Raw genomic sequence first — 17,488 nt, 5'->3', positions numbered from 1 at the left:
ATTGAGTGATAATGTAGGTTTAGATCCTTTTATAGGAATAACAAGCTCAGCTTGCAACAAACAACACGAGAATTGATTTAGAGCAGCTCTGAATGAAAACTGAATTTAAATACGTACGCACTTCTTATAAAAAAGGGAAGTGGCGATCATTCCACTTCCCTTTTAAAGCCCAAAAACTAATTTTTATGCGTTAAATAGGCGAGTTTCTAATAACGCAGAGTGTTTAAAATTGGCCGCCAATTTCGCTACGCCCAAGATTGCCACATCAAATACAGGTTCAATCAACACTACCGATAAGTACGCTACGCTAAAGCTGGCAACGGATGACACATTTTCAGCACCAAATCCCTGACCATAAAACGCCCAAAATGCAACCCAAGCGACAATGCCGCCTTGGTAAGTTAACGAGAGTCGCAGAGCTTGAGTGTACTTAATCTCAATATAGGCCGTGCCTCGCCCAATGACTTTGTTCGCAATCACTCCCATTACGAACAATGGCACCAGTAACGTCGTCACATTCATTCCATATTGCGGAAGATCAATTTGAGCGAAGAACATTCCTTGGACGAGAAGACCACCAGCTAACCCTATGGCCGCAGGCGCAGAACCCAAAATCAAAAACAAAGTGGACCCTAATATAAAGTGCACTTCCGAAACGCCTACCGCCTGATGAGGCAGTATTTCAAAAAAGCAAAACACCAATAACACTGACAACATAGAACGCGCTGCAACAGACATCAAACCACGCTCTTTTACTGCATCCCAAGTATCTTTACCTAAATACGCCAACGCACCTACAGCTGTCGCGTAACTCAATATAATTTTCGCTTCGTTCACCAAACCCGGTTCAATATGCATTTCTTAATCTCCTATCTTACGCCCCGTAAGAATTAATCAATGGATGACAAGGCAGGTCTCCGGACTTAGTACTGCAGTAATGATAGAAGACTCGAAAAATAACACGTTTTCTAATGATCACCTTCCCATGTCATACAGAACATCTGTTTACAAAGTGATGATCCTGCACACTTCCATGTTGTACTTACCGTTGCGGGGGCAGCGAGTGGCTTGCTCATTCATTGAACTCACACCCTTCCCTTTTCACTTTCATAAAAGGCCAAAATAGCCTTTAAAAGCACCTTATCACGTTGGGAAAAGCCACCACCCCTTAATAGATTGGCGAACTTTTCACTAGAAACGAAAGTTTATCCTATTTACGATTTCGATATGAGTCATTTGCCCGCATCCAATATGAATTCGATTCACTGAAAACATGTAAAAAAATAATTGGGAGACTGATAAAAAACGCCCACAGAAAAAATAACATCATCATTTGAATTGAAATTAGAATGCGTCGACTCTCCCCACTGGAGAGCAATGTTAATCATGCTCTTACTGGACCAACTGCTAACACGTGTTATCCCGCCGCTAAAGGGAGTCTATCAATAGCAAACAACACATAAAGAAATACATTTTAAGTGAGGTTGGTAACAACCGTGTTAGCAATCTCATCTAACTTTGCTACCGTCACAACCGCATTTTGTTTTATCGCCTCCTTAGGCATCCCAAAGACAACACAAGAGTCCTCATCTTGCGCAACGGTATAAGCGCCTGCTTCACGCATTGACAGCAAGCCTGTCGCGCCGTCTTTGCCCATCCCAGTTAAAATAACACCGACCGCTTTGTCATTAACGGATAAGGCAACTGACTCAAATAAAACGTCAACAGATGGCCGATGTCCTGACACTTTTTCATCTGCGGTCAACCGTGTAACTAACTGACTGCCTCGGCGAACCACGGACAGGTGCTGATCACCCGGAGCTAAATACGCATAACCGGGTAACACATTTTCATTACCTTTTGCTTCAGTAACGGTAAAGCCCGAAATTGAGTTCAATCGATTTGCAAATGTAGTGGTAAAACCGGGTGGCATATGCTGAACGATCAATACCGCAAAGTTGTCGGATGGCAAACAAGCTAGCACCCTTTTTATTGCTTCTGTTCCACCAGTAGACGCTCCAATCGCTACTATTTTTTTCCCTGACGCGTTGGTCGTGACGGGATGAATCACTGACGACGCCGCACGTGTGTTGGACACGTTGGCGGTCGCTGCCATTTTAATCTTACGCAATATCGTCTTGCAGTATTTCTTAAACACTTCTTCTTGGGCGATAATAGGTTTTGCAATATAGTCCACCGCACCTAATTCAAGTGCGCGTAACGTCACATCTGCATTGGCTTTGGTTAATGTTGAAATCATCACGACAGGTGTAGGTCGAGCTCTCATTAACACCTCTAAAAAGCGCAATCCATCGACTTTGGGCATTTCAACGTCTAGGGTAATCACATCTGGCTGATGAATATTAACCATTTCCTTCGCTTCAAATGCATCCTCTGCTGCGCCCACTAATAACAACTCAGAGTCACTGGTAATAATTTCCGTCAAAAGTTTGCGTATAGACGCAGAGTCGTCCACTACGAGAACTTTTATTTTTGAATTGTGATTTAAGTTTTGTTGGACGCTCATCAGAATAAATCCACTTCACCAGATAAGTTTGAATCACCCGAGATCGATTGTCGGTATCCTCTCTCCTGCTCAATAAGGTTACTGTCGTTTCGTGGTTTCAATCGTTTCATTAGAACTTTCCCTGTTAATGGAAATAAATTTACCCGACGGGGACACGACTCACCTACATCTTGCCCTGAAATAGGAATCCCTTCATTTTTCAAATAGCACTTGGTGAAATCAACATTATTTTTACCAATATTCGATGTACTGGAACAACTTAAGACACTCGCACCACCAAAAATTTTCGCAGTTAGGTGATTCCGCCTTGCTCCTAGTTTAATGAGATGATTAATCAAGAGTTCCATTGAATGAACGCCATAACGAGCCGAGGATGACAAAATAAAATCGCCCGGTTGATCCCTTTCAGGTAACAAAAAATGATTCATACCGCCGACATGCGCTTCTTCATCATACATACAAACTGCGACACAAGAACCGAGCAACGTTGTAATCATCTCATCCACATCACTGACGTAGTATTGCCCAGGCAACACTTTAACAACCTCTGTGTTGAAGCGAGAGTCAAAAAATCGGTGCGTTGCAAAGTACTCACTTTGAGAGCCAGCTGGCATTTTGATTCCTTATGATCAGTTTTTTATATACGTTGTGCGACCAACGGGTGACATAAGGTGAGCAAATTGTGAGAAGTTTTCTGAGTGGCCCGCTATATACATCCCTCCTTTACGTAACTTACTCAATAGCCGTACTAACAACGCTTCCTGCTGTTCTTTTTCAAAATAAATCATGACATTCCGGCAAAAAATAACATCTTGTTTTTCCTCAATAGGCCACGTGGCATTGAGCAAATTAATTTGACGAAATTCAATCAAATTTCTAAGCTCCGGTTTAACCCTTGCCAACCCTTCGCACTTTCCTTTGCCTTTAAAGAAAAAACGTTTTTTGTCGGTTATAGATTTCACACTTTCCAGTTCGTACTCACCTGTACTTGCGGTTTGAAGCACATGGCTGTTGATATCTGAGGCAACCACTTGAACCGGAATATCAAACTTGTCCCAAAGACGAACAAGCGACATCGCGATCGAATACGGCTCTTCTCCAGTACTGGAGGCTGCACTCCAAATACGATTTACTTTTTCACCACTTTGAACGAACTTTTCTAACTGTTCAAAGTGATGACACTCACGAAAAAAAGACGTCAGATTTGTCGTTAAGGCATTCACAAAATGCTGCAACTCTTCCTCATCTCTTTCAATGAATGCCAGATAATCAGACACCTTCGTCATCTTCAAATAACGCACACGCGAAGCAATTCGGCTATAAACCATGGAATCCTTTGTTTCAACTAAATTGATACCTGATAAGGATTTAAGTAATAACCGAACGCGTTGAAAGTCTTCTTGTGTGTATTGAAACTCCCTTTCCAATGGTGGCATGATTAAAACTCTTCCCAATCATCTTCATTTAATGCATTACCGCTCGCGGTAACCACCTTTGACGACTCTGTTTTCTTCGGCTTCATGCCTGTTTGCGAAGAAGGTTTCGCTGAGGAGGTATTCATACTGTTTGAGCCGTGCCTGTTTAAACTCGTTGGGGCAGCCCCACTTGTGTTCTCACGTTCCATAGAAAGTAACGATTGGTTTCGGTTTTGATTGTCCGACAATGTGAAGCTCGACACTTGACGTTCTAATCCATTTGCCTGCGAACGCATGCTCTCAGCAGACGCCGCGGCTTCTTCAACCAATGCCGCATTTTGCTGGGTCATCTCATCCATTTGAGAAATCGTTCGGTTAATTTCGTCAACACCAGCCGCTTGCTGAGTGGAAGCCGCTGCAATTTCAGCCATAATGCCGTTCACTCTTTTAATAGAATCGACAATAACGCCCATTGTCTCACCTGATTGACCGACGAGCTCATTACCATCCACAATTTTAGCAACAGAGTCAGAAATCAGAGCTTTGATGTCTTTTGCTGCATTCGCAGACCTTTGAGCTAACGTACGAACTTCAGACGCAACGACGGCAAAACCACGACCTTGCTCGCCCGCCCGCGCGGCCTCTACCGCTGCATTTAATGCCAATATGTTTGTTTGGAATGCGATTCCATCAATGACACCAATAATGTCTGAAATCTTTTGAGAGGATTGGTTGATTGCCGTCATCGTTTCGACAACCTGATGGATCAACTCGCCGCCTGTTATCGCAACGTCTGCCGCTTCCGAAGCAAGTGTATTGGCTTCGGTCGCATTATCGGCATTGCGCCTTACGGTACTGGTAATTTCTTCCATGCTCGAAGCGGTCTCTTCTAAGCTCGAAGCTTGAGTCTCTGTCCTATTCGACAAATCAGAGTTACCCTGTGCAATTTCGGACGCCGCCACATTGATGGTTTCAGCCGCAAACCTAAGCTCGCCGATCATTCGAGCGAGGTTTTCACTCGTTTGATTACAGTAATTTTTTAGATCGTTAAATTGCCCTTCATAATCTTGCGTAATTTTCTCTGTCAAATTACCTTTCGACAGTGCCATTAGAACACGTGTCACATCTGATAAGCCTTCATCAGCAGTTGCCATGAGCTTATTGAGCGATTGCGCCATAAAGAGCATAAATTCAACCTTGCCCTCTTCTTTTGCTCTTACGGTAAAGTTTCCACGGGCGGCTTCATTCACAATAGAGCCAATTTCATTTTGAGCTTCAACTTCACTCGTTAAATCAAGCCACTCGACTATCGATCCAATTTTTTCCTTTTCTTGACTGAAAATCGGATTAGCGAACACTCTAAAGTGCAGTTCGGAGAGCTCAATATTCGATTCGTAGGAGGCTTGTAGGTTCTCTGGTAAAATATTCGGCTGGCCAGAAACATTAAAAGAATCGATGCTTTCACCGATGATTGCCGACGCATCAAAACCGGAAATGACAGAGCGTAAATTTGGCTCAGCGGTCTTGAGCATTTTCTCCATCGAAGCGTTCGCATAAAGAATTTTTCTGTCATTCCCAACAATAATAACGTTCGTTCCGGTGGCATTCAAAGCTTGCTCAACCCTTGTCGTCTCGACAAGACGGGCGGCCATGACTTTTAAATTCTCTTCTCTCTCAAGTTCGGCTTTGCGCAAGCTAAGACTCATATCTACAACAGACTGATTCAAAGGGCCAAATTCGTCTTTACGAGCATTATTCAACTCAACGTCATAGTTCCCTTCTGCAACAGACAATGCCGCGTCACCTAAGTTACTTAATGCAATGTTTAAGTTACGTAATATGAATATAGAAGCGATAATGACTAAAAATAGAAAACCAAACACAACCCCCAGATTTGTTATGAGCTCGAACTTCACTCGTTCCATTCTCTCTAACAACACTTCTTTCATAAGATCAGAAGCGTGGCGGCTCAAAAGAAATAACTCATCAATAATCACAGTTGCATTGTCAAAAAACTGCTGTGGAGTGTACTCCGGCACACCTTCGGTCATCACATACCTTTGAGCAACACCGAGAAGCACTTGATAATCCTCATCAATCACCATCGCCTCCCGATACAACTCATTCGCTCTTGGATCTCCGGTAGACTCATAGGCCGCTTTCAAGTTATGCAAAAGCTCTATGTGAGGCGCCTCGATAAAGGCTAACGCTGATAGAATCTTACCTATCTGTACAGGTGTTATATTATCCTGTGCAAGCGCCTCACTGCCGTATCCACGAAGGCGCGCAATCCCTTCGATAAATAATGGCAAATTCAGCTTGGATGCTGTGGTCAGGTATGCAGTCTCTTTCGAGGAATCAAACTTCAAACCTGAATACTCAAGTACAAATGGAATATCTTCCGCAATGATTTGCATGACTAACCCAGTATGAGCAGCATAAGAATCCGAGGGAGTAATCACTCTAGATCGCACCTCCCCTCGTAAGCGGTCAAAACTTACTTTTAGGCGTTCAACGTCAGCGACGATGGGAGAATTTGGGAACTGTGCTTTCATCTCCTGAAGCACGTTTTCATGAAAAACATCTATCTCTTTCACCAAGTTATCAATGTTCGTCGTCGCCTTAACACCGTTAGAAAGATAGATTGCAGAGTGCCCTCTATGCAGCTGCAACAAACTCACATACTCCAACAGCATGTTTGTGGGCCCAACACCCAATATTTCAGTATTCGACTTATCAAAAACTCGCATCTCTCGTTCGATCAAAAATTTGATCGGTACGCCCACACTAATGGCAACCAATATGCCAAGCAGTACGAACTTACGTGAGAGTTTTATATTATTCATCCACTGCATGGTGTGCTCCTAAGTTTCCTTAACGTTCGGCGTCAAAAAGACCAAGCTCATCACTGGAAATGAGTTCATCAATATTAACGATAATAATCATATGATCATCGACTGTTGCTAGCCCTCGAAGATAGCGGCTGTCAAACGCAGTGCCGAACTCAGGCGGGGGCTTAATATTTTCTTCGTTCAATGTGACAACATCAGAAACCGCATCAACGACGATTCCCACAATACGCGAACCAACGTTTAGCATGATGACAATGGTCCACTCGTTATAGACAGGTTCGCCTATCGAAAACTTGATTCTCAAATCGACAATGGGAACAATGTCTCCTCTTAGGTTAATCACCCCTTTAATGTAGTCAGGTGTATTCGCAATTTTGGTCGAATCTTCGTAACCGCGAATCTCCTTTACTGCCATAATATCGAGAGCGTAGGTTTCATCACCCAATACAAACGTAAGCAACTCTTCAGCAAGCGCCTGACTCGTTGCGTCTGCTTCAATTAACGACATAATTCGTTTCCTCCATTTCTGACTGAGCAATAAACCCTGTCAGAGAATCTGCATCGAGGATCAAAGCAACACTTCCATCACCCATAATGGTCGCCCCTGCGATCCCTTGGACGCGTTTATAATGTCTTTCCAAACTTTTAATAACGACTTGCTGCTGGCCCAACAAACCGTCAACGATGACGCCGAATCGGTTGCTTGCCGCTTCAACAAGCACCACAATGCTCTCGCTTAAATCCTTCGCGTTTTCTTCATCCGCTAACACTTGTCCAAGATCAACAAGCGGCCAATACTCCTCTCTTACCCAAAGAAGCGGTTTGTTCTTCATCACCCGGATCTGGTTCGCATCCGGTTGTATGCTTTCGATAATATTCGTAAGCGGTAATACAAAGACTTGTTCGCCACTTCGAACACACATGCCATCCAGAATGGCTAATGTAAGAGGAAGACTAATCTGAAAGCGCGTTCCTACGTTTTCTTTTGAGTAAATATCAACTCGGCCGCCAAGTGACTCTATGTTTTTACGTACGACATCCATCCCAACTCCGCGCCCAGACACATCCGTGACCTCTGCGGCAGTAGAAAAACCTGCGGCAAAAATAAGCCCCCAAATAGCGGAATCGGTCAATGGATCAGGAAGAGTGACATTGTTTTCAACTGCCTTCTGCAGGATTTTCTCCTTATTCAAGCCCCCGCCGTCATCCCTAATTTCAATGACGATTTCTCCCCCTTTTTGGCTTGCCGACAAAGTTACAGTCCCTTTAGAAGCTTTACCTTTCTCCTCTCTATCACTGGGTAGCTCGATCCCGTGATCCACACTATTTCGGATTAAATGCGTTAAAGGGTCTGAAATTTTTTCAATTAAGTTCTTGTCAATTTCCGTCGCTCCACCCTCTATAACCAACTCAATTTGCTTATCGAGTTTCTTAGATAAGTCTCTGACCAAACGAGGGAACCGATTAAAAACGGTCGAAATAGGAAGCATCCGTACCGACATCACGGCTTCCTGAATTTCTCGTGTATTTCGCTCCAATTCAACGAGGGCTGTTTGCATTTTTTCAAGCAAACTGTCCTGCACGTCATTACCAATTAGTTTCAGCATAGACTGCGTAATAACCAACTCGCCGACTAAATTGACTAAATTATCGACTTTCGTTGTTTCAACTCGAATGCTGGTGGCTTCTCCCGCCCCTTTACTGGCTTTCGCTTTTTCGACGCGTTTTCCCACAGTGGTTTTAGACTCAGGCGACCGCTGTTCACCACGTTTTGGCGTTTTTGAGACTGTAGAATTCAATTCTTGGAGTGTTTCGTTAGTGTCTGTTTCATCTAAACTATTAAAAAAACCGTACGAGGCATGATCACTGGAATCAGCCTGAAAACCGGAAAGACGCTCTTCAGGTTTTTCAAAGAAACCGTAGCCTTTAGACTCTTCATCCAATTCTTCAGTTAATAATGGTCCATCCTGATTGGTTTCTTCCTTAACTGTGCCTTCGTTATTGCTGGCTTCGTTGGTAGTGGCGTCTTCTGATATTTCATCAAAAAAGCCATAACATTCCTCTTGAAACTCGTCACTAAGAGACGGGGCAGCGTCAGCAGAAACACCCTCAGAGGTAAACTCATCATCAAAGAATCCGAAGCCTGCGTCGTCGTCCGTTGAGTTTTGCTCGAAGAAACCAAACGCCTCTTCCTCCTTCGCACCGTCCGATGTTGCTTCGCCCGTAGATTCATTTGTAACAGCAACTGATGCAGACGTATTTTGATAAGGATTGATTAGCGCTTGTGCAGTGTCATTAGGGGGAGTCGCGTTACCCTGGGCTTCAGTGACCCGCTTAAGTTCGGCTTCGAGTTTTGATTTTGCTGTGTCTATTTCTGGGTAATCTATCTCAGCATTAAAACGGTAGGCATCTAGAATGTTCTTAAGCACATCGACAGTTTCAAGCAGTACCGTGATCAATGTGTCATCAAGTCTTAATGTTTCGTTTCTTGCCGAGTCTAAAATGTTCTCCATTACATGAGTTACACCTGTCATTGCATGTAAACCGAATGTTCCACTGCCTCCTTTAATAGAATGAGCGGCACGGAAAATACTATTGAGCTCTTCGATATCAGGCTCATCGATATTAAAAGCAAGCAACAGTGTTTCCATTGCGTCAATATGCTCTTGTGCTTCTTCAAAGAAGATTTCAGTAAACTGATTCATATCGTCCATAGTCTTTCCCTAGCGTTGTTTATTACGTGCTTAGTACATTGCGCTAAACACGTTTTTTACATTTTTCAACGCACCACTTTCGCGACCACTTCCAGTAACTTTTGAGGATCAAATGGTTTAACCATCCAGCCAGTTGCACCTGCGGCCTTACCTTTTGCTTTCATGGCATCACTCGCTTCAGTCGTTAATACAATCAGTGGTACACGTGTATAAGCTGACATTGCTCGCAATGACCGAATTAACGTTAATCCATCCATGTTAGGCATATTTTGATCCGTCAAAACGAAATCAAACTTAGTCGTCCTACAAAAATCCAGCGCCTCTCTACCGTCTTTTGCTGTTTTGACCTGATATCCACCACCTCTTAACGTGGCTTCAACCATTTGACGAACGGATGGAGAGTCATCAACTACTAATAGATTTTTATTCATAATCCCTCTCTGTATTTAAACATTACTTTCGTCGTATTATTTTTTTCATCATATGAAAATTGATCACTGAGTTTTTGACAAAGTTTAAGTCCTCGTCCATTTAATGAATCATCGGAGGAAGAGCTTAGATCTAACATTTTGTACCCCTCTCCGGTATCAAAAACCTCAACCGTCAATGCTTGATTCATTTCACTCCATTCAAAAGAAATCTCTACTCGATCATCTCTATTTAGAGAGGCGAGTTTTTCTTCTTTTTGTTCAATAAATGAAGCATAGTCACTTATTTTATTTTTTGCATCGAAACCTAGAACACCATGTTCAACGGAATTACTATAAAGTTCACTGACAACCGTAAAAACACGCTGACAAAATGGCTTAACTAAACCTTGGAATTCAATAAAGTCAGTGATCCTCATCGGTAAAGATTCGTTTCTAATGGAATCTCCAAGTAATGAAAATTGAGTTTTAAAATCTCCATATAATGGAGGCCTTTTATCAATAGAGAATTCCAATTCGTTTTTCAATTCACAGACATCAATTACACAAACCGTCATATCATCAAGCTCTTCGTTTTTTCCACGGTCGAGCATTTTCATATGCGAAATAATCGTTTCCGATTCATATGGCAACGTTGCAATATAAGAATAGGCTTCTGAAAAATCCATTACATGACCATCGTTTTCTTTATTTTCAATAACACCATCACTCATGGCCATTAAATGAGTCACACCGAGCATGGGTACGACTTCAATATTTTTATCTAAAATATCAGTGGGTAAGACGCCAATTGCCATATTAGAAGACTTCACCCGTCGGCGAACTTCTTTTCCTTCCATAATCAGCACATCCGGCATTCCCGCATTCCAAATACGAATGTCGTTTTGAGTAGGCCTCACTTCAATCAATATCGCAGCAACAAACCGATTTCCTGGAATGAGTTGAATGTGCTTCTCGCTGATTTCGTTGATGATGGCGGCCATATTTAACCCTTTAGATACAACCGCATTAAACGTAGAAACCAAGGGGTAAATCGTCAATGCAGCCGCCATACCGTGGCCGGTCGCATCAGCGAGAATAATATAAAGAGAGCCAGTTGGAGAAAGTGCGGATACTAAAATATCACCACAAAATCGACCATGGGAATAATGAGCGCCATCAACACTGTCTATATTGGTTAACTGGGTTGATAAAATGTGATCATATACATAAAAAGCAAGTATTTCTTCTTGCGACTTTTCATCCATTAATCTGGCATAATTTGAGTTTGCTTTAACCAAGTCAGATTTGTTTTTTACATTTTTTATGAGGCTTATAACTTTGTTTGTAAATATATCGTAGTCAATTGGTTTGATAATAAAATCTGAAATTCCCTTTTTGAAAAATCGTTTTACTTCTTTCGCGTTGTATTCCTCCGATACAACTATAACAACGGAGTCTAAGTTAATATCAAGAAGATAAGAGGTCAACTCGAAAAGTAAATCGTATTTTAGATCTGCATCAAATATATATATATCAAAATAGTTTGATTCAATCACACGATAAATCTCTTCGATACTTCCTTCTGAGTAAACATCAATATCAACAGATTCCAACGCGCCGCTTATTAATCGCCTCGTTGTTCTGGATTCCTCTAAAACTAGAGCGGTATACTGTCTATTCATATTGATATAGATTTTTAAAGTTTGCCATATCTAAGATGTCCTTTGCGGTACCATCTATATTTTTAATCACCCCTTTTTTCGAGCTTTCATGCAATTTTCTGTAGAGTAAAACCATCATCCCCAACGCTGAGGAATCGACATAAAGAACATTTGAGAAGTCCAATATAATAGTTGATCCAGAATCGACAGCGTTTTCATATTCTGCTGTAAACCATTTATGGGTACTAAAATCAAAGCGCTCAGGTATTCTTATTACAAAATCACTCATTTCCTTCTCCTAATTATTTAAAATAAGTCGATTTCACCGCTTTCTATGTTCTCTTGAGAGACTGGGTTATATTGTTTGCTCGTTTGCTCTTTAATCGCGGTAAGTCGTTCCTTCAACGAAGTTTCAAGTTCATCGACCGAAGTGATTTCGTGAAATCCTTTTAGGCTATCAACAATAAACCCTAAGGTTTCCACAACGTATCTCACATTCTGTGAGTTAATATCATCAAACTGCAGGCCTCTCGTTGCACCAAAAAACGCCGTTTCTAATTGGCCAGATAACCCTCCTAGCCTCATTGAAACATCTGCATCAGACTCTGCTTTTTCAATAATATGATCCAACGCCGTACGCATGCTTTTTTTAGCTTCCATAATGTATGTCACATCATGTGCTGCCAGTTTTTCCATTGATTTCGTCAGGTCGGCAATTTGATTTTGCATATTGTTTAAACGAGACTGGATATCGACACTGAACCCTGCCGACCGGTTCGATAGAGTACGAACCTCATCAGCGACAACCGCAAACCCACGACCCGCTTCACCCGCTCTAGCCGCTTCGATCGCAGCATTGAGCGCAAGCAAATTTGTTCGCTCTGCTATATCATCAATGTCTTTAAGCGCCTTAACGATCTCGGGCATTTGATTGTTTATCTGAGAGGTTTTCGCTAATAACTCCATCGACGAAGCTGACATTTCAACGGTTGAGTTTATAAATTTATCGAGAGTAGACGATGTATGAGCCGCAAACTCTCTCATAACATCACTGTACATTTTGTCGCCTTCACTGCGATTGTCGTCAATAAGCGATTGAATACACTCTGATTGTGTCGACATCAATCCATTCACTTCATCGAATGATTTCGCCAACAGTTGCACCGCACTTTCTTGCGTACTTAGGACTTTTTCTAAATCATCTGAGCACAATGTCAGAATAGGAAGGATTTCGTCATGCACGAGCTGGTCACGACGTTTTCTCGCATCACGATCAAGGTCGCTTTCTGCTTCGTTGCCAGCGCCAAAAGACTTCCGTTTTTCTGAAGCGTCAGCGGTCGCAGCGCCGTTTGTCGAAACATAATGATAGGAGTCGCCCTTCTTGCTCACAAGATAGAGTGTCAATAATCCGGATACCGTGATAAGCACGATGGCATACCAACTGTAACCAAAAAAATTTAAAAACAGTGCAACAATGCACCCACTAACAAATACGAGAGCATGAGGAAACATGTGAACATCCTTCAGATTCCATTTAAACATCATCACGTTTAAGAGCTCTGTGGGTGTCCTTAGGCTTACCGCTTCCTAAGGCTTGAGAAACAACCAACCTATTCACCACCAAGCTCTTACGGCTCGCCCACTACGAGACGAGCACTACGTATCCTTTGAATCCACTACACATACTTTCGTAATACTTTAGTCGAATACATCGATGCATGATCCGTTAGGCTAATTTAAACGTAGACCCAGAATCACAAAGGCTCAAATCAAAAATTTAAATTTATTTAGATGTTACTTATATAAGTCAAAATAAATCCCGTATAACGCCTTGATAGAAGCCTATTGCATAGATTTACCTTTTCAAAAAGAAGCATCAAAGAGAGCGTTTTGGAAAGAGAGTATTAGGAAAATTCGCTAGAATGGCGGAAAGAAAACAGAAGTTAGGAATAGAAAAATGGATCTAGGAGTACACGATAGGCCTTGCCGCCACCAATGTTGCTCAGATAAACGGCAAAACCTCAAAAAACCTTCTGAGTTGAGACATCAGAAGCGCCAATTTTTTACCATGGCTTAGCGTAGAAAATACAGAACACTACAATAGAGCGTTAATCATGTCCTGAGTCACCAGTACAATTCCATCACTATTGCGGTAGAAACGTTTTGCATCTAATTCTGCGTCTTCACCGATAACGATTCCTTCGGGAATCTTAGTATCCACATCGACGACGACACGGTCTAAACGACAATAACGTCCAATATCACAACTCGGAAGAATAACGCTCTTCTTCACATGAGAATACGAGTTAACTCGTACATTATTAAACAAGATTGATTGTTCTACCGTTGAACCAGAAACAATACAGCCCGCTGATACAACCGAATTAAGCGCAGTACCAATTCGCTCTTCATAATTGTAGTTAAATTTAGCCGCGGGTCGCTGATATTGAGCGGTTCTGATAGGCCAACTTTCATCGTATAAATCTAACTCAGGCACCAGTTTCGTTAAGTCCATATTGGATTCCCAATAGGCCGTCAACGTACCAACATCACGCCAATAAGCACGTTCTGGGTAGTTGTCGTTTGGAATGGAGCTTCGGCTAAAGTGATGAGCCTTTATCTTGCATGAACCCACAAAATACGGGATTAGATCTTTCCCAAAATCGTGACTTGAAGTCGTGCTCACGGCATCCACTTGAAGGTGACTTTGTAAAAATTTTGCATTAAATACATAGATCCCCATACTTGCCAAAGAAACATTTGGGTTTCCTGGCATCGTTGGTGGGTCAGAAGGCTTTTCCTCAAACGCGATGATGTTATCCTCTTCATCAACGTGCATGATTCCAAATTGATCGGCCTCTTTAATCGGAACTTCAATGCAAGCGACCGAAACATCGGCACCACTTTCAATGTGTTCCTTCAACATGATGCTGTAATCTTGTTTATAAACATGATCACCCGCCAAAATAAGAACGTATTCGCTCTTTGAGTCATTAATCATCTTGAGGTTTTGATACACCGCATCCGCTGTGCCACGATACCAATCACTGCCAGTCTGCTGTTGAGCAGGCCACAGCTCGATAAACTCGTTGAAATCAGAACGCAAGAAGTTCCAACCACGTTGAACGTGCTGATTCAGAGTATGAGAACGGTATTGTGTTAGGACTGCGATTTTGCGCATTCCTGAGTTGATGCAGTTTGAAAGAGGGAAGTCGATAATTTTGTACTTGCCTGCAATGGGAACGGCAGGTTTCGAGCGGTTATCGGTAAGTTGTTTAAGACGGGAACCACGCCCTCCGGCTAAAATGAGCGAGAGAGTTTTCATTCGAGCAGTATTTAAATCCATATTTAACCCTTAAATGCGTTCGGCTAACTCTACAATCTTTCCTAATTAGGTATACTCTTATCTTATCGCTGAATCAATAAGATACCTCTAATATGAAGATACTATTCGCAGCTTCGGAAATATACCCACTGATAAAAACTGGCGGACTTGCCGATGTAGCAGGCTCACTTCCTGTTGCTTTACGCAAACAAGGGCATGATGCCAGAATGATCATGCCCGCCTATAACAGCATACTTGAAAAAGTTGCTCCTATTCATAATAGCACCAATCTTGGAAATCCGTTTGGTGTTGGCGACATAATTTTGTTGGAATCCTGCATCCAGAGTTCCGACACTCCAATTTATTTGGTTCAATGTCAGACTATGTACGAGCGTGAATACGGTCCTTATTTAGATGCAAACGGAAACGATTTTGACGATAACCACCTTCGATTCGGCATTTTGTCTTGGGTCAGTGCAATGTTGTCTCAATACGGAGCATTATTTGGCTGGCAGCCTGATATATTGCATTTAAACGACTGGCAAACAGGGTTTGCGGCGGCTTATCTAGCAAGTTGGAAAACCAATCATATTCCTGTAATCACGACCGTTCATAACCTACGCTATAACGGCAGTTTCAACATGGAAAAGTGGTCCGCTATGCGTCTCTCTTCTGACCTGTTGTCTTTGCACGGAATGGAGTTCTACGGCAATTTTTCTGGATTGAAGGCAGGCCTTGTTTTTGCAGATGCAATCACAACAGTAAGCCCAACATATGCAAAAGAAATTTTAACGCCGGAATACGGTGATGGCCTAGACGGCACACTTCGCTCAATGAAGCACAAACTACATGGCGTATTAAATGGCGTGGACTATGATCAATGGTCGCCACAAAAAGACACACATATTTCGAAAAACTACGATATCCATTCTATCGAGGATAAGTTAGACAACAAGCTGGCGTTGCTTCGCGAATGCGGTCTACCGGAAGATCCTACAAAACCCGTTTTTGGTGTCGTGTCTCGACTCACAGAACAAAAAGGCTTAGACCTTATTCTAGAGGCTATCCCTGAAGCGCTAAATAAAGGCGCGGTATTGGTCGTTCTTGGTTCTGGCGACAAAGCACTTGAGCAATCTTACATCGACCTTTCAACTCAATACCCAGATCAAGTACATGTTCGAATTGGCTATGATGAAGCTTACTCTCATCGAATCCAAGCAGGAAGTGACGTATTTCTTATCCCGTCTCGCTTTGAGCCATGCGGCTTAACCCAGCTATATGCTTTGAAATATGGCACGCTTCCACTTGTTCGAAAAACGGGTGGGTTGGCTGATACGGTTTTTGAAGAAGGTGAACAAGCGAACGGATTTTCGTTTAATGATGCGACAGTTCAATCGCTACAGGCATGTTTGGACAGGTGTATGCACGCATTTTCGGATCTGAACCACTGGCGTAAGCTGCAGCACTCAGCGATGTCCTACGATTTTAGTTGGGAAAAGACCACCAAAAAATGGGAAGAGCTTTACAGCAGCCTTTTACGTTAAAAGGTTGCGCGTTCAGAAAAAGGTATGAGTAAGACATAATAACAACGCTGAATAAAACTCGTTCAAATGACTCTCAATAAACACCTGGGAGTGTGTGCGAGTTTTGTATTTACTGTATTTTGTTATTTATTTTGATTTCCCGGATTGCCTTCCCACAGCTCCATGCCCTCAGACAAAGCTCGATAGTTAAAACCTTCTCGTTTCATATTTCTCAGAGCCAGTGCTATTTTATGTCGTATTTCAGGTGTGTTACAGCGGGATTTTTTAGAAAGGGTTAAGAATAAACCTTCACTACTGATTGCAGGATGACGCACCATAATTTTATCTTGTACACCCATCATAGCCGCGTAAGCCAAACCGGGGCTTTGCTCATAAAGAGCATAATCAACACGACCCGCTTCCAGCATTTTAATCGCTTGAGACAAACTCGCGACCGACAAAATGTTCAGGTTTTCTCGAGCAAATGTATCAAAACTCTGCCCGAAGCTATTATTGATTACTGTCACACCCCAATGACCAAGCAAATCTTCTTTTTTATCAAACTTAAATGTTTGATTTACATTTTGCCAAACAACACTCGTGGTATGCAGCATCGTTGGGGAAAAATAATCCATGTATTCAGAACGTTCATTGGTATAAAACGCCCCTGCCATTAGATCCACTCGACCCGCCTTCACTTCAGACTGAGCACGCGACCACGGTCCAACATGGATGACTTGAATATCAAGGTTTGTTCGACGCCCGATTTCTTCTAATATCGCGACGTTTGCTCCTAAGAGACGATTATTGTCTTCGCTTTCACGCCATAAAAAGGGTGGGTATTCAGAGTTACCTGTCGCTGTGAGTGATGTACAGCTGCTCTTGGTTTCAACCTTAGAAGAGCTCGCCATAATAAAAGACGAAAACGAAGCACAGAGGGCGATAAAGAAATAGGCTAACAGTCTCATAGTTTTATTTTTGGTCCTGGTTTCAAAAGGAACTCCACGCTTTTAAGCTGTCCTCCTGACGACCTCAATGATACGAAGCTTCCATTTTCGAGT

The 17,488-nt window shown here is 42.4% G+C and carries 14 protein-coding genes and 1 riboswitch; of the genes, 1 reads left to right on the top strand and 13 read right to left on the bottom strand.

Features of this window, described 5'->3' with window-relative positions:
• Positions 1-183: 183 nt before the first annotated feature.
• The 12 genes from DFP79_RS14395 to glgC all read right to left on the bottom strand — a co-directional run bounded on the left by DFP79_RS14395 (position 184) and on the right by glgC (position 14,925).
• A complete protein-coding gene (locus tag DFP79_RS14395; RefSeq protein WP_133504645.1) occupies positions 184-858 on the bottom strand; it encodes an energy-coupling factor ABC transporter permease in 675 nt (224 codons plus the stop codon).
• A gap of 33 nt (positions 859-891) precedes the next feature.
• Positions 892-1,158, bottom strand: a riboswitch (cobalamin riboswitch).
• Between the two features lie 316 nt (positions 1,159-1,474).
• On the bottom strand, positions 1,475-2,527 hold the full coding sequence (locus DFP79_RS14390; RefSeq protein WP_133504644.1) for a protein-glutamate methylesterase/protein-glutamine glutaminase: 1,053 nt from the start codon (positions 2,525-2,527) through the stop codon (positions 1,475-1,477).
• Entirely contained in the window at positions 2,527-3,141 is a 615-nt protein-coding gene (cheD, locus tag DFP79_RS14385; protein ID WP_133504643.1) for a chemoreceptor glutamine deamidase CheD, read from the bottom strand. The genes DFP79_RS14390 and cheD overlap by 1 nt, the downstream gene beginning before the upstream one ends.
• Before the next feature lie 15 nt (positions 3,142-3,156).
• On the bottom strand, positions 3,157-3,963 hold the full coding sequence (locus DFP79_RS14380) for a CheR family methyltransferase (RefSeq protein ID WP_133504642.1): 807 nt from the start codon (positions 3,961-3,963) through the stop codon (positions 3,157-3,159).
• A 2-nt stretch (positions 3,964-3,965) separates the two neighbouring features.
• Positions 3,966-6,797 (bottom strand): methyl-accepting chemotaxis protein, encoded by a 2,832-nt coding sequence (locus DFP79_RS18175; RefSeq protein WP_133504641.1) that lies wholly within the window; start codon positions 6,795-6,797, stop codon positions 3,966-3,968.
• Positions 6,798-6,816: 19 nt separating this feature from the next.
• The gene (locus tag DFP79_RS14370; RefSeq protein ID WP_133504640.1) at positions 6,817-7,302 is read right to left on the bottom strand and encodes a chemotaxis protein CheW; all 486 of its coding nucleotides are present in this window, start codon (positions 7,300-7,302) and stop codon (positions 6,817-6,819) included.
• Positions 7,289-9,508, bottom strand: a complete 2,220-nt coding sequence (locus DFP79_RS14365) for a chemotaxis protein CheA (protein ID WP_133504639.1) — start codon at positions 9,506-9,508, stop codon at positions 7,289-7,291. Before DFP79_RS14365 ends, DFP79_RS14370 begins: the two co-directional genes overlap by 14 nt.
• 65 nt (positions 9,509-9,573) lie before the next feature.
• Positions 9,574-9,939: a response regulator gene (locus DFP79_RS14360; protein WP_133504638.1), complete on the bottom strand. Its 366-nt coding sequence runs from the start codon at positions 9,937-9,939 to the stop codon at positions 9,574-9,576.
• Positions 9,936-11,600, bottom strand: coding sequence for a fused response regulator/phosphatase (locus DFP79_RS14355; RefSeq protein WP_133504637.1), 1,665 nt, complete (start codon positions 11,598-11,600; stop codon positions 9,936-9,938). Before DFP79_RS14355 ends, DFP79_RS14360 begins: the two co-directional genes overlap by 4 nt.
• Positions 11,593-11,868, bottom strand: coding sequence for an STAS domain-containing protein (locus DFP79_RS14350; protein WP_133504636.1), 276 nt, complete (start codon positions 11,866-11,868; stop codon positions 11,593-11,595). The genes DFP79_RS14355 and DFP79_RS14350 overlap by 8 nt, the downstream gene beginning before the upstream one ends.
• A 17-nt stretch (positions 11,869-11,885) precedes the next feature.
• Positions 11,886-13,091 carry a methyl-accepting chemotaxis protein gene (locus tag DFP79_RS14345; RefSeq protein ID WP_133504635.1) on the bottom strand — a complete coding sequence of 402 codons (1,206 nt, stop codon included), beginning with the start codon at positions 13,089-13,091 and terminating at the stop codon, positions 11,886-11,888.
• Between the two features lie 583 nt (positions 13,092-13,674).
• Positions 13,675-14,925, bottom strand: a complete 1,251-nt coding sequence (gene glgC, locus DFP79_RS14340) for a glucose-1-phosphate adenylyltransferase (protein ID WP_133504634.1) — start codon at positions 14,923-14,925, stop codon at positions 13,675-13,677.
• A 92-nt stretch (positions 14,926-15,017) separates the two neighbouring features.
• On the opposite strand from glgC, the gene glgA reads away from it, so the two are divergent.
• Positions 15,018-16,448: a glycogen synthase GlgA gene (gene glgA, locus DFP79_RS14335; protein WP_133504633.1), complete on the top strand. Its 1,431-nt coding sequence runs from the start codon at positions 15,018-15,020 to the stop codon at positions 16,446-16,448.
• A 122-nt stretch (positions 16,449-16,570) separates the two neighbouring features.
• Here the strand turns inward: glgA and DFP79_RS14330 are convergent, their stop codons facing one another.
• The gene (locus DFP79_RS14330; RefSeq protein ID WP_243730281.1) at positions 16,571-17,395 is read right to left on the bottom strand and encodes a substrate-binding periplasmic protein; all 825 of its coding nucleotides are present in this window, start codon (positions 17,393-17,395) and stop codon (positions 16,571-16,573) included.
• Between the last annotated feature and the right edge of the window lie 93 nt (positions 17,396-17,488).

The organism is Marinomonas balearica (assembly GCF_004362145.1).
GTDB lineage: Bacteria > Pseudomonadota > Gammaproteobacteria > Pseudomonadales > Marinomonadaceae > Marinomonas > Marinomonas balearica.
Note: the sequence above shows the minus strand (reverse complement) of the source record. Positions and strands in the feature narration are given on the sequence as shown.

What these genes read in the sequence shown, in the direction of transcription:
- DFP79_RS14395 (WP_133504645.1), bottom strand. Translation starts at nt 858, where the DNA reads ATGCATATTGAACCGGGTTTGGTGAACGAAGCGAAAATTATATTGAGT.
- DFP79_RS14390 (WP_133504644.1), bottom strand. Translation starts at nt 2,527, where the DNA reads ATGAGCGTCCAACAAAACTTAAATCACAATTCAAAAATAAAAGTTCTC.
- cheD (WP_133504643.1), bottom strand. Translation starts at nt 3,141, where the DNA reads ATGCCAGCTGGCTCTCAAAGTGAGTACTTTGCAACGCACCGATTTTTT.
- DFP79_RS14380 (WP_133504642.1), bottom strand. Translation starts at nt 3,963, where the DNA reads ATGCCACCATTGGAAAGGGAGTTTCAATACACACAAGAAGACTTTCAA.
- DFP79_RS18175 (WP_133504641.1), bottom strand. Translation starts at nt 6,797, where the DNA reads ATGCAGTGGATGAATAATATAAAACTCTCACGTAAGTTCGTACTGCTT.
- DFP79_RS14370 (WP_133504640.1), bottom strand. Translation starts at nt 7,302, where the DNA reads ATGTCGTTAATTGAAGCAGACGCAACGAGTCAGGCGCTTGCTGAAGAG.
- DFP79_RS14365 (WP_133504639.1), bottom strand. Translation starts at nt 9,508, where the DNA reads ATGGACGATATGAATCAGTTTACTGAAATCTTCTTTGAAGAAGCACAA.
- DFP79_RS14360 (WP_133504638.1), bottom strand. Translation starts at nt 9,939, where the DNA reads ATGAATAAAAATCTATTAGTAGTTGATGACTCTCCATCCGTTCGTCAA.
- DFP79_RS14355 (WP_133504637.1), bottom strand. Translation starts at nt 11,600, where the DNA reads ATGAATAGACAGTATACCGCTCTAGTTTTAGAGGAATCCAGAACAACG.
- DFP79_RS14350 (WP_133504636.1), bottom strand. Translation starts at nt 11,868, where the DNA reads ATGAGTGATTTTGTAATAAGAATACCTGAGCGCTTTGATTTTAGTACC.
- DFP79_RS14345 (WP_133504635.1), bottom strand. Translation starts at nt 13,091, where the DNA reads ATGTTTCCTCATGCTCTCGTATTTGTTAGTGGGTGCATTGTTGCACTG.
- glgC (WP_133504634.1), bottom strand. Translation starts at nt 14,925, where the DNA reads ATGGATTTAAATACTGCTCGAATGAAAACTCTCTCGCTCATTTTAGCC.
- glgA (WP_133504633.1), top strand. Translation starts at nt 15,018, where the DNA reads ATGAAGATACTATTCGCAGCTTCGGAAATATACCCACTGATAAAAACT.
- DFP79_RS14330 (WP_243730281.1), bottom strand. Translation starts at nt 17,395, where the DNA reads ATGAGACTGTTAGCCTATTTCTTTATCGCCCTCTGTGCTTCGTTTTCG.